Consider the following 14,588-nt stretch of genomic DNA (forward strand, 5'->3'; position numbering starts at 1 on the left):
CCTAGAACCGGAGCGGGGTCAACGTGTTCCGCCGGTGGTGTCGGGTGCGGCGGTGGAGTCGAGGGCGGCGCCCGGCAGCGGCGGCGCCAACCCGGCCTCGCCGGTGGTGGACGACTCGGGCGCACGGGCGCGGCGCTCCTCGCGCAGCGTCTCCAGGGCCCGGTCCAACCCCGGCTCCACCAGACGGCCTCCCGCGGCTTCCCGCAGGGTCACCGACAGGGCGGCCAGCTCCACGAACTCGCCCTCGCCACGGATGATCCGGTCCAGGCTGGCGGTCACGGCCGAATCCACGGCGGCGGCCCGGCCCGGTCCGTCCACCCCCAGGTCGCGCAGACCCAGCTGGTCGGCCACCGTGACGAGCTGCACGCGCGCGTCCAGCGTGAGCGAGTTCCGCAGCGCCTCGGGGGTCTCGATCCCACGACGCCGCGCCTCGTCGATCAACAGCCGCCCGCGGGTGACCCCTTCCAGGAACGGCTCCATCTGTTCGTCCGTGGCCTGGATCATCTCCACCCGCAGCGCGCGTGGCTGCGCCAGCAGGAAGGCCTGCAGGTCCCCCACCGTCAGAGCCCCGCCGGCGTAGCGTACCAGCACCCGCTCGCGCTCGGCGCGCGGGAGCGGACGGGGCACATCTGCGGCCAGCTCGCGCGCGGCGTCCGCGGCGCCGGCCTGCACGGCGAGGTCGGCACTGTCCTGGAGCGAGCGCACGAACGCCTGCTCCGCCTCGCCCACCCGCCGGTTCTTGACGGCGTTCGCGAACGCTTCGCGCACGGTGTCGAACGGAGCCACCTGCCGCTCGTCCACACGGATGACGTGGACGCCGAACTCCGTGATCACGGGCTCGGAGACCTGACCGGGCGCCAACGCGAACGCCACCTGCGAAAATGCCGGCACCATGGTCTGGCGCTCGAAGAAGCCGAGGTCGCCGCCGTCGGAGGCCGATCCCGTGTCCGTCGAGTACTGGCGGGCCAGCGCGGCGAAGCTCTCGCCCCCCTCCGCGCGTCGCTTGAGCGCCTGCGCGAGGGCCACGGCGGAGTCGCGCGAGGCCTCCCGCTGGCGATCGAACTGGAGCAGGATGTGCCGGGCGTGGACGCGCGCGCCGGGCAGCTCCTGCTCGTAGAGCGCGCGCAGCTGATCCTCCGCGAGGACCGTGTCCACCTGGACCGCCTGCTGGCGGAGCGCCTGCACCAGCTCGCGCTCCAACTGTGGGCGCACGACGCTGCTCAGGTCGAGCGCGCCCAGGGCCGAGTCCGACCCGGCCGTCTCGGCGAGGAGCGTATAGTCGATCCACAGGTCGGCCACCTGGGCGACGACGTCCCGCTCCGCGGGGATCTGGGGATGGTCGGCCAGGAGTGCGACGGTCTCGTCCACCGTGAGCACGTGATCCGCGGCTACCGCCACGGCGTCGGCCGGCGGCCGGTCGCCGCACGCCACGAGCGCGGCGCACACCACCAGCGCGAGCGTCCTCTTCATCCGAAGGAAATCTCCTCCCCGCGCCTGCGGGGGGTCACGGGCAGGCCTTCGCTCCGTCCACGAACGGCCCGGCCGGGGTTCAGGTGGGGTCTCCGCCGTCGGCCCCGAGCGCCTCCAGCGCCTCGATGACCGTCGCGGAAAGCGGCTCCGGTCCCTCGCGGCGCAGCGCCAGGGAAAGCGGTGCCATGCGGCGTACCTCCACCTCCACCCGGCGGTTCCCGAGAGGGCCGGCCAGCGCGGCCAGCCGGGGGCGGGCCTCGGCGCGGAATCCGAGACGCGCCTGATCGGGCTTGAGGAAGACCCGTTCGACCCCCAGGCGCCGCCCCAGGATGCGCAGCCGCTCGTGGGCGAGCAGCCTTGCCGCGGGCGCGGGCAGCGGTCCATAGCGGTCCGCCAGCTCCTCGCCGAGGGCGTCGACCTCCGGCAGCGTGCCGGTGCCGGCCAGCCGGCGGTAGAAGTGCAGCTTCTGTCCCGAGTCGGCGATGTACTCGTCCGGCAGCAGGGCCGGGCCGTCCATGATGATCTCGGGGTCATCGAAGTCCGGCTGTTCGTCCGGGCGCTGCAGGCGCTCGATGGTCTCCTTGAGCAGCCGCAGGTAGGTGTCCAGTCCCACCGCGTGCGCGAATCCCGACTGGTCGGCCCCGAGGAGGTTGCCCGCGCCGCGCAGCTCCAGGTCCTTGAGGGCCACCGAGTATCCGCTGCCCAGCTCCGTGTAGTGCTCGAGCACGCGGAGCCGCTTCTCGGCGTCGTCGGTCATGCGCTCGGGCACGATCAGGTAGCAGAAGGCGCGGCGGTCGGAGCGACCCACACGGCCGCGGATCTGGTAGAGCTGGGACAGTCCGAACCGGTCGGCGTTGTCGACGATCAGCGTGTTGGCGTTGGGGACGTCCAGACCGTTCTCGATGATGGACGAGCAGACCAGCACGTCCAGGTCCCCTTCCACGAAGTCGCGCATGACGTGGTCCAGCTCACCCGGCCGCATCTGCCCATGCGCGACCCCGATGCGGGCATCCGGTGCGAGCTGGCGGACCCGTTCGGCCGCGGTGTGGATGGTCTCCACCCGATTGTGCAGGAAGTACACCTGGCCTCCGCGATCGAGCTCGCGGCGGATGGCGTCGGCCACGATGGGATCGCGCCACGGCAGCACCGTGGTCAGGATGGGCATGCGGTCGCGCGGGGGCGTGCGGATCAGCGACAGATCGCGCAGCCCGGACAGCGCGAGGTGCAGCGTGCGCGGGATGGGTGTGGCGGTCAGGGTGAGGACGTCGACGGAGTGCTTCAGCTCCTTCAGTCGCTCCTTGTGGCGCACGCCGAAGCGCTGCTCCTCGTCCACGATGAGCAGCCCCAGGGAACGGAAGCGCACGTCCTTGGACAGCAGGCGGTGCGTGCCCACGACGATGTCGATCTCCCCGGCGGCGACCTGCTCCAGGAGCTGCACCTGCTCCGCTGCCGGGCGGAACCGGGACAGCGCGCCGATGCGCACGGGATAGTCCGCGAGCCGCTCCTCGAAGGTGTGCCGGTGTTGCTCCACCAGGATGGTGGTGGGGGCGAGCACCGCGACCTGCCGTCCATCCTGGACGGCCTTGAACGCGGCGCGGATCGCCACCTCGGTCTTGCCGTATCCCACGTCGCCGCACACCAGGCGGTCCATCGGCCGGGACGATTCCATGTCGGCCTTCACGTCCAGGCTGGCCTGACGCTGGTCGGGTGTGTCCTCGTACAGGAAGGACGACTCCATCTCGCGCTGCCATTGTGTGTCGGGCGGATAGGCATGTCCGTCCGCCGTGGCGCGCGTGGCGTACAGCTCCACCAGCTCCTGCGCCATCTTCTGGATGGCCGCTTCGGTCTTGGCCTTGAGGCCCTTCCAGCGCTTCCCACCGATGCGGTGCAGGGCAGGCGCGGGACCCTCGTCGCTGGCGCCTACCCACCGTTCCAGCAGATCGATCTTGTAGACCGGGACGCGCAGCGTCTCGTCCCCGGCGTACTCGATCAGCAGCACCTCCAGCGACTCGTCCCCGACGGTCAGCGTCTCGAGCCCCTTGAAGCGCCCGATCCCGTGGTCCATGTGGACCACGTAGTCCCCCGGAGTGAGCTGGGCGAGTGACTCCAACGCCACGGCGCCGCGAAAGCGCCGGCCTCGCCGAACCCGCCGAGCGCGCCGGAAGATCTCGTGGTCCGTGAGCACCCGCAGCGGCGGATCCGACGCCAGGAGCTCGAAGCCGTGCGCGAGCGATCCGATGACCACCGTGCTGCCGGCGGGAAGCGCCCCGGGGCCGCCCAGGATCTCCTCCAGCCGCTCGGCCTGTCCCTCGTTGTCGCACAGCAGCAGGGTCTCGAGCCCGCGCTGCGCGCCGTCCGCGAGCAGGCGCGCCAGACGCTTCATGTCGCGGTCCACCCCCGGCGGCTCCACCGCGCCCAGGACGGCGTCGGCGCCAGGCGCGTCCGGGGAGAGGCGCAGGGTGGGCAGCGCCCGCGCCCGCTCCAGGAACCGGTCCGGAGGCACCATCACCTCCTCCGGGGGCGCGGGCGTCCGGCCCTCTTCGAGGGCTTCCTCGCGCAGGCGCAGCACCTGCTCCCACACGCGCTGCGCTCCGGGCTGCCAGTCCTCCCGGGTCGCGTCCACCAGCAGCGTGCCGTCCGGGAGGATGTCCAGCAGCGAGCGGGGCCGGGTGCCGGAGGCGCCGGCCCGCGGGCGGAAGTCCAGGGGGAGGAGCCGCGCGCTGCTGCGCACGTGCAGGGTGCGCTGGTCGAGCACGTCGAAGGCCCGGATGGACTCGATCTCGTCCCCGAAGAACTCGACGCGCACGGGCTCGTTCGACCCGAACGAGAACACGTCGACGATGCCGCCGCGCACCGCGTACTGCCCCACCTCCTCCACGAGGGGCACCCGGTCGAAGCCCAACTCGTCCAGCCGCCCGGTCAGGGCCCGGAACGGCAGGCTCTGCCCGGGCGCCAGGTCCACCGCCAGGTCCGTGAGCCGCTCCGGCAGCTCCGAGCGCTCCTGGAGCCCTCGCTGGGTGGTGACCAGGATGTGGGTCCGTCCGGCGAGCAGCGCTTCCACGGCCTCGATCCGGAGCCCCGCCACCTCCACGTGGGGCTCGGCGGCCTCGTACGGCAGCGACTCCCGCTGAGGGAAGAGCACTGCTCCTTCGGGGCCCAACAGGATCTCGAGGTCGGCCTCGAGGTCGACGGCGTGCGCCGGCGTGTCCGTCACGACCAGCAGCGTCCCGGCGCGCTCGGCGAGCGCGGCCACGACCGCGGCGCCGGCCGAGCCCACGACGCCGCCCAGGGTGGTGGCGGTCCCCGCCCCGGGCAGGGCGGCTGCGAGCCGCCGCACGGCCGGGCAGGTCTGGACGGCCTCCACCACCCGGTGGGAGCCTGGCGGAGACGTGCGGGTCACCGGGCGGCGGAGGCGGGGGCGCGCGGAGCACGGGGAGCGCCGGCGGCGCTCCCCGCCACCCAGCTCTCGAGGACCAGGCAGACCAGCGCGGCCAGCAGGAGCGGCCACCAGATCTCCGGACCCTGCCGTTGGGCGAAGATGGCTCCGCCCCAGGCCCCACGGTCCGTGACCAGCTCGGCGCCGGGCCCCAGATGGCGTTGGAGGGCGGCGGCGGGCAGGGGGTCCAGCAGGGATTCCCCGGCGGGCACGTTGGCGGCCACCCGGGCCACGGTGCTGTCACCGGCCAGCACGGTGTAGAGCCCGGCCTCCCGGGTGACGGCCCGGCCCGCCTCGAGGGGCACGACCCGCCCGGTCGGATCGGCCACGGCGGTCGCGGAAGGGGGCAGCGAGAGCGATCGTCCGACCTCGACCGGCACCGAGGCGGTGGCGGCCCGCGACCAGCGGCCCACCATCCACTCGAGCAGGGGCAGGAGGTCGGGTCCCACCACCAGGTCGGTGGCGGCGGGGTCGAGCGCGGACCCGAACAGCAACCAGCGGCCCGACTCGTCCTCGCCGGTGACCACCCACGGCTCGCCGCCGACCGTCGCCAGCACGCCGAGCGGGGCGCCTTGCGGCTCCAGCCGGAAGCGCTCGCGCACGAGTGGCTCACTCTCCAGGGGCAGGCCGGTCGATGTGACCGGGCGCTCCCCCCCGACGTCGTCGGGTCCGTAGCGCCAGGGGACGCCGGCCTCCCCGAGCCGGCGGTTGAGCGCCGCGAGACGTGCGCCGTCGCCGGAGGGGACGACCAGATGGGTGACGCCCGGCCTGCGGCCCTCCAGGCCCTCGCCGTCGACCGCGACGACCACCTCGCCGGGGCTGTCCAGACGGGCCCGCCCGCCCTCCACCAGGACGTCGAGCGCAGAGGCCAGGAAGGCGGAGGCGGCGCCGCGCACCTCGATCCGGGGCGGAGGGGCAGCGGTGAACGAGAAGTACCGGCGATCGTCGGCCGCGAGCGCGTCCGGATCGATCTCCACGTGGCCTTCGACCGCCCCGGGATCCAACGGCGCGATCGGGAAGACGACGCTCGCGCCCACCGGTGCGACGGTGGCGCCCGCCACCCGTCCGTCCAGGATCAGGCGGACGGCCACCGAGTCGGCGCCCGCATCCGGGGGGCCGAGCAGCTCGGCGCTGACCTCGGTGCGCTGTCCCGTGATCGGGGGGAGGCCACCCCCCACCAGGACGGTACCCACCGCGCGATTCACCGGCGGGTCCCAGTCCGGGCGCAGGACGCGCACGGGCGCCGACAGGGCGGCGGGTTCCAGGCCGAACGAGGTGGACTGCAGGTCCGACAGGAGATGGATCTCGCGTGCGTCCAGGTCGGAGGACTGCACCAGGGCGTCGGCGCGCGCGAGCGCGGCGTCGAGGTCGGCCGACCCGGCGCTCGGCTCCGTGGCCAGCACGCGGGCCCGGGCCTCCTCCGGGCTTCCCGGGGGTGCGACGTCGTCGGGGTCGGCGGCGCGCAGCACCCACACCCGGTCGCGGTCGGTGGCATCCGCGATCGACTCCAGCGCGGCCTGGCGCAGGCGGTCGAGCACCCGCTCGTCGCCGAGCACGGCCCCCGTGCTCCCCGAGTTGTCGAGCACGATCGCGAGCGCGGTGGGGGGATGGGCGCTCGTGGGTCCGGTCAGGAAGGCGCGGGCACCCGCCACGACCACGAAGATCAGGGCGGCGAGCCGGAGCAGGAGCAGAACGAGCTGCCGGAGCCGGATGCGGCGGGCGTGCTCCTTCTCGGTGCGTTTGAGGTAGCGCAGCGCGGGGAAGGCCAGGCGCTCCGTCTCCTGGCGGTGGAACAGGTGCAGGAAGAGCGGGACGGCCACCGCGGCGACGGCCAACAGGAAGAACGGGTTCAGGAAGCCCATGATCCCGGCTCAGCCCAGCCGTGCGCGCTTCTTGAGGTAGGCACCCAGCGCTCGGGACAGGGGCTGGTCGGTATCCACGGTGACGTAGTCGATCCCGTGCGGCCGCAGGGACCGCTCCCACTCGCGCAGCGCCTCCCGCACGGCGTCGCGGTAGTCCGCGCGCAGGTCCGCGGCGTTGACCCGCATCTCCTCGTGCGTCTCCGGATCGAAGAACCACGTATCGCCGGCCGTCGGCAGCTCCCGCTCCCCCGGATCCAGCAGGTGGAGCACCAGCACCTCGTGCCCGCGGTGGCGCAGGAAGCGCAGGGCCGTGCGCGTCTCCTCCAGATCCACCAGGAGGTCGGAGATGAGCACCACGAGCCCGCGCCGCCGCAGACGGCGCGCGACGTCCACGAGCGCGGAGGAGGCCTGCGTGCCGCCCCCCGGCTGGAGCCCGTCGAGCCGGTGCAGCATCTCGTACCAGTGGTGCTTGCCGCCGCGAGGCTGCAGACGGACGGGCACCTGCTCGTGGAACGCGGTGAGGCCTACGGCGTCCCCCTGGCGCACGAGCAGCAGCGACAGCGCGGCCAGCAACTGCTTGGCGAACGCCAGCTTGGGGAGAAGGGTCGTGCCGGAGCGCCAGGCCATGGACTCGCTGATGTCGAGCAGCAGGTGGGCGACCAGGTTGGTCTCCTCCTGGAACTGCTTGACGAAGAAGCGGTCCGAGCGCCCGTACATGCGCCAGTCGATGTAGCGGGTGTCGTCTCCCGGCTGGTAGGACTTCAGCTCGGCGAACTCGGCGGAGAACCCCCGGTGCGGAGAGGCGTGCAGACCCAGCAGGAAGCCCTCGACCACCTTGCGCGCCACGAACTCGAGGTTGCCCAGGCGGGCGAGCTCGGTGGGGTGGAGGAGATCGGCGCGACGAACGGCGGCGCGGGAGCGTGTGGCTTGACTCATGGAGTCCGCCAAACTACCGAGAACCGGAAGCCCGGAGCAACGGACGGCGGCGGTGTCCTCCGTGCGGCGCCCGTTCCGTCCCCTTCCAGGGACAGCGCGGACGGCCACTCCACGCCGTTCGGCGGATGGCGGCGATCGAGGCCTGGCATGCCTCCTGCCCCCAGGACCTTCGGATGATCACGTCTGTGGGGAGGATCCGATGACGAGGAGACGGATGCGCGCGCCGCTGGCGTGGCTGACCGTCGTCCTCGTGGCCGGGACGGCGGCGCCCCTGGCCGCGCGCCAGGCGACCGGGCCGGAGGCCCGCATCTGGTTCGACCGCGGCGCCGAGCCCCTCGTCCAACGCGGCGACCGGGTCCGCATCTACTACCGCGTCTCGGAGGACGCCTACGTGGCGGTCCTCCACATCGACACGGACGGCAGCGTGCAGCTGGTCTTCCCGGAGGAGCCACGGCAGCCCAACCTCGTGCGTGGAGGGCGCGACTACCGCCTGCTGCAGCGCAGCTCCGCCTACTGGTACGTCGAGGAGAACCCCGGGGTGGGCTACTACTTCATCCTGGCTTCCTGGGAGCCGTTGGACTTCTCGGCGGTGGACTTCTCCCGGGCGGACCGCTCCTGGGACCTGCGCCGGATCGGATCGGAGGTGGATCGTGACCCGTTCCTGGCCATGGACGCGTACGTCGCGCGGCTCATCCCCGACTGGGACGCGGTGGCGTACGGGCTGGACTACGCGGAGTACGACGTGGGCGACCACTACGACTTCCCGCGCTTCCTCTGCTACGACTGCCACACCCGCCGGCCGTTCCACGTCTGGGACCCGTACTACAGCGCCTGCCTGGCGTTCGACGTCTATGCCTGGGACGACCCCTGGTTCTACGTCGGCTCGCGCTACCGCGGGGACTACGTCGTCCTCCCGCGTCGCCGCGGCGATCCCCGCTTCGAGTTCAAGGAGCGGGGGAGTGGAGCCCCCGAGCCCTCCGGTCGCGCGCGCCGTCGCGCGGACGGCCCCACCGTGGAGCGCACCCCGGTCCTGCTCGGACGCCAGCCCCGGACGCGCCGTCCCGGCGGGGTGGACGTCCCCGACCGGGGCGAGGGAGCCGACCGGGTCCGGCGCGGATCCGACCCCGACCGGGGCGGGCGGACGGTCGATCCTCGGGCCCGGGAGGGCCAGGTCCCTCGGCGTGAGGCGCCCGCGCTGGCGCCGCGGGGCGGGGGTGAGCGGCGGCCCGCGCCCAGCCCGCGCGTGGAGCCCAGGCGCCCCGGTGGCTCGGACCGGCCCGTGACCCGGCGGCCGTCCGGAGCCGCGACGCGGCGCCCGGAAGCCTCCAGCGGGCGCAAACCGGATCCCACCTCCCGCGGGAGCGCCGCGGCGACGCCCCGCCGGCGTCCGGGCGGCTCCTGACCCCAGCGGCCTGACCGCGCCGGCGTCGTCGGCCCGCGGTGGCCACCACGGGCGCGTCCCGCCCGCGGGCCGGATCCGCCGGCCCGGCGCTCCCGGTGCGCGCGGCGCCGCGGTATACTTGCGTGTCCCTTCCGGTGGCTCGCGGAGCATGACGCTGCCCCGCGAGCCCGTTCGTTTCGGCGCCCGGCCCCCGGCCCACGCGCCCGTGTCCTTCGGATCGCCGTGCAGACCGACCACATCCGCAACTTCTGCATCATCGCGCACATCGACCACGGGAAGTCGACGCTGGCGGATCGCCTGCTCGAACGGACCGGGACGCTGGACCAGCGCGTCATGCGGGAGCAGGTCCTCGACTCCAACGAGCTCGAGCGCGAGCGCGGCATCACCATCAAGCTGCACGCGGTCCGCATGGACTACCGGGGTCCGGACGGGAAGACCTACCAGCTCAACCTGATCGACACGCCCGGCCACGTCGACTTCACCTACGAGGTGTCGCGCTCGTTGGCCGCGTGCGAGGGCGCCATCCTGGTGGTGGACGCCAGCCAGGGAGTGCAGGCCCAGACGCTCTCCAACCTGTTCCTCGCCCTGGACGCGGACCTGGAGATCATCCCGGTCCTCAACAAGATCGACCTGCCCGGTGCCGAGCCCGAGCGGCGGCGCGCCGAGCTGTCGGACCTGCTGGGGGTCGAGCCCGAGTCCATCCTCCTGGCCAGCGCCAAGGAGGGGACCGGTGCGGAGGAGATCCTGCAGGCCATCGTGGAGCGGGTGCCCCCGCCCAAGGGCGACGCGGCGGCGCCCCTACGGGCGCTGATCTTCGACTCCCTCTACGACCAGTACCTGGGCGCGGTGCCGAGCGTGCGCGTGGTCGACGGCGTCGTGCGTCCGGGGATGCGCATCGCTTTCGGCGCCGTGCCGGCCGTGTACGACGTGACGGACGTGGGCTACTACCGGCTGGGCCGGGTCTCGCGACCCGAGCTGCGGCCGGGCGAGGTCGGGTATGTGGTGGCCGCCATCAAGGAGGTCTCCCACACCCGGGTGGGGGACACCATCCTGGACGCCGATCGGCGCGCGCCCCAGCTCCTGTCCGGCTATCAGGAGGTGCGGCCCATGGTGTTCGCGGGCCTGTACCCCACGGACTCGGACCAGTACGAGGAGCTGCGCGACGCGCTCGCGCGCCTCAAGCTCAACGATGCCAGCCTGCACTACGAGCCCGAGACGTCCTCCGCTCTGGGCTTCGGCTTCCGCTGCGGCTTCCTGGGTCTCCTGCACATGGAGATCGTCCAGGAACGGCTGCACCGGGAGTTCGGCGTGGACCTCATCACGACCGTCCCGAACGTGGAGTACCACCTCCGACTCACCGACGGCGAGGCGCTGGAGATCGAGAGCCCCACGGCCATGCCCGACCGCTCCCGCATCGACAGCATCGCGGAGCCCATGGTCAAGGCCCGCATCGTCTCCCCGTCCGAATTCATCGGCAACGTGCAGAAGCTCTGTCACGAGCGCCGGGGCATCTTCCTGGGGATGCACTACCCCGACCCGCTCCGGGTGGAGCTGGAATACGAGCTGCCCCTGGCGGAGATCGTGCTCGACTTCTACGACCGGCTGAAGAGCTCCACCCGCGGATATGCCGCGTTGGACTACGAGTTCACCGAGTACCGCGCAGGCGATCTGGTGAAGCTCGACGTGCTGGTCAACAGCGATGCCGTCGACGCCTTCAGCGTCATCATCCACAAGGACAAGGCCGAGACCTACGGACGGGACCTCATCAAGCGTCTGCGGGAGCTGATTCCCCGGCAGCAGTTCGAGGTGGCGTTGCAGGCTGCCATCGGAACGCGCATCATCGCTCGCGAGAACGTGAAGGCGCTGCGCAAGAACGTGACCGCCAAGTGCTACGGCGGCGACATCTCGCGCAAGCGCAAGCTCCTCGAGAAGCAGAAGGAGGGGAAGCGTCGGATGAAGCAGGTGGGAACCGTGGAGATCCCGCAGGAGGCCTTCCTCGCCGTGCTGTCGCTCGGGGGCGAGTAGACGTGTCCGTCCCCCGTTGGATCATCGGCGTCGACATCGGGGGCACCAACCTCGTCGTGGGCGCCGTGCCGTTCGACGGCGGCCCCGTGCTGGGTCTGGTCACCCGACCCACCGAGGCGCGCCGTGGTGGCCACTCCGTGGTCGAACGGGTGGTCCGCATGGTCCGGGACGTACGCGCGGCCCTGTCCGACGCCCACCCGGGTGCCGAGGTGGTCGGCGTGGGCATCGGGTCTCCCGGCCCGCTGGACCGCGAGACCGGCGTGGTGATCAAGACGCCCAACCTGGCGTGGGAGAACTTCCCCGTGCGGGATCTCGTCTCGGACGCGCTCGGACTTCCCGCCACGCTGGACAACGACGCCAACTGCGCGACGTACGGCGAGTGGTGGCTCGGCGCCGGCCGCGGATCCCGCCACCTGGTGGGGCTGACCATCGGGACGGGCATCGGAGGCGGTCTGGTGGTGGACGGGCGGATCTTCCACGGCGCATCCGATGCGGCCGGCGAGTTCGGCCACATGACCATCGACTTCCATGGCCGCAAGTGCGCGTGTGGCAACTACGGGTGCCTGGAGGCGTACGCCTCGGGGCCCAACATCGCCGCGCGCGCCGTCGAAGGGATCGAGGCGGGAGCCGAGACCATCCTGGTCGACCAGGTCGGTGGCGCGCTGGACCGCATCACGGCCGCGACGGTCTACGAAGGTGCGGTCGCCGGGGACCCGTACGCCAACGAGGTCCTGCGCGAGACCGCCAAGATCCTGGGGGCCGGTGTGGCCAACCTGGTCAACGGCCTGAACCCCGACGTCGTGGTGATCGCCGGAGGGGTGGTGCGGGCCGGTGACCTGTTGCTGGCCCCGCTGCGGGAGAGCGTGCGCCAGCGCGCGTTCCGCTCTGCCGTCGAGGCCTGCGCGATCCGCGTCGCCGAGCTGGGCGAGACGGCGGGCGTGGTCGGGGCGGCCGGCGTGTTCCGCGCGGAGGCGCTGGGGTCGTGACCGGCGCCGGCGGCGGCCGCCTCGGGGTGGTGGGCACCCTGGTCTGGGACACCATCCGCCGCCCGGGGCGGGCGCCGGTCCAGGAGTGGGGCGGGATCGCCTACGCCCTCGGTGGCCTGGAGGCCGCGCTCCCCGACGGCTGGGAGGTCGTCCCGCTCCTCAAGGTGGGCGCCGACCTGGACGCGCGCGCGCGCGCATTCCTGCGCACGCTTCCGCGCGTGCAGCACGAAGCGGTCACCACGGTGGCCGATCCCAACAACCGCGTCGAGCTCGTCTACGCCGACCGGGAACGGCGCACCGAGAGGCTGTCGGGCGGTGTGGCACCGTGGACGCCGGCGGAGCTGCTTCCACGCCTGGAGGGCCTGGACGCCGTCTACGTCAACTTCATCTCCGGCTTCGAGCTCACGCTGGAGACCGCCGAGTGGTTGCGTCACGCGTTCGCCGGTCCCATCTACGCGGACCTGCACTCCCTCTTCCTGGCGGTCTCGGCCACGGGGTTGCGCACCCCCCGGGCGCTCCCCGAGCTGGCGCGCTGGCTGCGCTGCTTCGACGTGGTGCAGATGAACGAGGCGGAGTTCGATCTGCTCGCCGAGGCCTCGGGAGATCCATGGCACCTGGCGGCCGGGTTGGTGGGAGGCCCCCTGCGCCTGATGCTCGTGACGCTCGGGGAGCGGGGCGCCGCCTGCGTGACCGCGCCCGACTTCCAGGACGACCCGGCGGGATGGGCGGAGGCGCGCCGGGCGCTCTTCCCGCGGGGCACCGCGACCAGCCGGCACATCACCGCCCTGGAGGTCGTGGCCGATCCCGACCCCACCGGATGTGGGGACGTGTGGGGCGCCACCTGTTTCGCGCGGCTGCTGGCCGGCGACGCGCTCGCGGAGGCCATGAGCCGGGCCAACCGGGTCGCCGCGCGGAACGCCGCCCTCAACGGCGCCACCGGCCTTCATCTCCACCTTGCGGGCAAGCTGGCTTCGGAGGTGTCACGATGAGGATCGTGGACGTGCCGGCGTCCCTGGACGCCCGCAGCATCGACGAGCTCTTCCGTGAGGTGGCCGAGCCGTCCGAGTCCAGCTCGCTGCTGGACGCGCGCCATCTGCGGTGGATCGATCCGACCGGCATGCTGTCCTTGCTGGCGGCGGGTCGTGTGCTGGCGGAGCGGCAGGAGGGACCGGTGCGACTGCACCTGCCCGAGAGCGCGGACGTGGTGGGCTATCTCGCGCGCATGGGGTTCTTCGCCGAGGCGCCGGCCATCTTCGAGCTGACGGCGGCACCGCCCGCGCGGCGCACGGCCAGGACGTCGGACGTGCTGTTGGAGATCACCCCGATCCGGCAGAACGAGGACGTGCACGCGGTGGTCGACCGCGTGCAGAAGCGGGCGGGCACCATCCTGGCGCGCACGCTCGGCTATCCGCCGTCGGCCGTGGTCCAGTTCGCGGTGATCCTCTCCGAGGTCTGCCAGAACATCCTCGAGCATGCCGAAGCGCCCGGCTGGGTGGCGGCGCAGGTCTACAAGTGGACACGGCGGCTCGGTCGGGAGGTGCTGGCCCTGTCCGTGGTGGACGTCGGGCGGGGCTTCCGGGGCTCGCTGGCGTCGGAGCACTCGGCGCGCTTCGCGGATCGGTGGGGCGACGCCACCGCGCTCGAGGCCGCCTTCATCCACGGCCTCACCCGCTTCCCGGATTCCGGTCGGGGGCAGGGCATCCAGCAGATCCGGCGGCAGGTGCGCAAGTGGGACGGCATCATCGCCGTGCGCTCGGGCACCGCGCGCATCGCCGACGTGCCGGCCTGGGACGATACGCCTCCGCTCGAGCACGACCTTCCCTCGTTCCCCGGCGCGCAGATCAGCATCGTCCTTCCGGCGGCCGTGACCGGGGACTGAGGCCGTGGAGCCGATCGCCATCGACGTCCGCGCGCTCGTCCAGCAGAGCGTGGCCTCCCTCTATTCCCACCTCGTCACCCGCCCGACCGGTCGAGCCGTGCGGTTGGCGATCGAGGCGCAGATGGGCGAGCAGCTGGAGGAGCGCACCCGTCCGGTGCTGTCCACCATCGACCTCTCCGAGGTGACGGTGCTCGACTACTCCTGCGCCGACGAGGTCGTGGCCAAGCTGCTGCACCGATACCGTCGTCCCGACCGCCCCTTCGACGCCTTCTTCGTCTTCCGCACCGTGCACGAAGTGCATCGGGAGACGCTGGAGGACGTGCTGGCGCGCCAGTCGATGGCGGCGCTCGTGGAGTCGGGCGCGGGGTCGTTCACCCTGGTGGGACGACTGCCGCGGGACGCGCGGGTCCTGTGGAAGCGGCTGGACGACGGCGAACGCCTGCGGGGCGAGGCGTTGGCCCGTCTGTGGACAGAACAGGAGCCGCTCCTGCGGATCCTGATGGCGGAGCGGCTCCTGCTCGAGCTGGACGAGGGACGCGAGCTGGCGACCCTGGCGGGCGTGGCGCGCCGGCTACGCTGACCCACGCGGGTC

At 72.7% G+C, this 14,588-nt stretch carries 10 protein-coding genes; 6 read left to right on the forward strand and 4 right to left on the reverse strand.

Annotated features, from left to right (window positions below; genetic code table 11):
* Nucleotides 1–18: 18 nt before the first annotated feature.
* From R3E98_06135 to R3E98_06150, 4 genes are all read right to left on the reverse strand, one after another.
* Nucleotides 19–1,470 (reverse strand): peptidylprolyl isomerase, encoded by a 1,452-nt coding sequence (locus R3E98_06135; GenBank protein ID MEZ4422965.1) that lies wholly within the window; start codon nt 1,468–1,470, stop codon nt 19–21.
* Between the two features lie 79 nt (nt 1,471–1,549).
* Nucleotides 1,550–4,870: a transcription-repair coupling factor gene (mfd, locus tag R3E98_06140; GenBank protein MEZ4422966.1), complete on the reverse strand. Its 3,321-nt coding sequence runs from the start codon at nt 4,868–4,870 to the stop codon at nt 1,550–1,552.
* Entirely contained in the window at nt 4,867–6,768 is a 1,902-nt protein-coding gene (locus R3E98_06145) for a BatA domain-containing protein (GenBank protein MEZ4422967.1), read from the reverse strand. The genes mfd and R3E98_06145 overlap by 4 nt, the downstream gene beginning before the upstream one ends.
* A gap of 9 nt (nt 6,769–6,777) precedes the next feature.
* Nucleotides 6,778–7,704, reverse strand: a complete 927-nt coding sequence (locus tag R3E98_06150) for a DUF58 domain-containing protein (protein ID MEZ4422968.1) — start codon at nt 7,702–7,704, stop codon at nt 6,778–6,780.
* Between the two features lie 199 nt (nt 7,705–7,903).
* On the opposite strand from R3E98_06150, the gene R3E98_06155 reads away from it, so the two are divergent.
* The 6 genes from R3E98_06155 to R3E98_06180 all read left to right on the forward strand — a co-directional run bounded on the left by R3E98_06155 (nt 7,904) and on the right by R3E98_06180 (nt 14,576).
* Entirely contained in the window at nt 7,904–9,106 is a 1,203-nt protein-coding gene (locus R3E98_06155) for a DUF4384 domain-containing protein (GenBank protein MEZ4422969.1), read from the forward strand.
* 216 nt (nt 9,107–9,322) lie between these two features.
* The gene (gene lepA, locus R3E98_06160; GenBank protein MEZ4422970.1) at nt 9,323–11,131 is read left to right on the forward strand and encodes a translation elongation factor 4; all 1,809 of its coding nucleotides are present in this window, start codon (nt 9,323–9,325) and stop codon (nt 11,129–11,131) included.
* A gap of 2 nt (nt 11,132–11,133) precedes the next feature.
* The gene (locus R3E98_06165; GenBank protein ID MEZ4422971.1) at nt 11,134–12,117 is read left to right on the forward strand and encodes an ROK family protein; all 984 of its coding nucleotides are present in this window, start codon (nt 11,134–11,136) and stop codon (nt 12,115–12,117) included.
* Nucleotides 12,114–13,106 (forward strand): carbohydrate kinase family protein, encoded by a 993-nt coding sequence (locus tag R3E98_06170; GenBank protein MEZ4422972.1) that lies wholly within the window; start codon nt 12,114–12,116, stop codon nt 13,104–13,106. The genes R3E98_06165 and R3E98_06170 overlap by 4 nt, the downstream gene beginning before the upstream one ends.
* Nucleotides 13,103–13,996, forward strand: coding sequence for a hypothetical protein (locus R3E98_06175; protein ID MEZ4422973.1), 894 nt, complete (start codon nt 13,103–13,105; stop codon nt 13,994–13,996). Before R3E98_06170 ends, R3E98_06175 begins: the two co-directional genes overlap by 4 nt.
* Nucleotides 13,997–14,000: 4 nt before the next feature.
* A complete protein-coding gene (locus tag R3E98_06180; protein ID MEZ4422974.1) occupies nt 14,001–14,576 on the forward strand; it encodes a hypothetical protein in 576 nt (191 codons plus the stop codon).
* Nucleotides 14,577–14,588: the final 12 nt, after the last annotated feature.

The sequence above is a fragment of the Gemmatimonadota bacterium genome (genome assembly GCA_041390125.1).
Classification (GTDB): Bacteria; Gemmatimonadota; Gemmatimonadetes; order Longimicrobiales; family Gaopeijiaceae; genus JAGQIF01.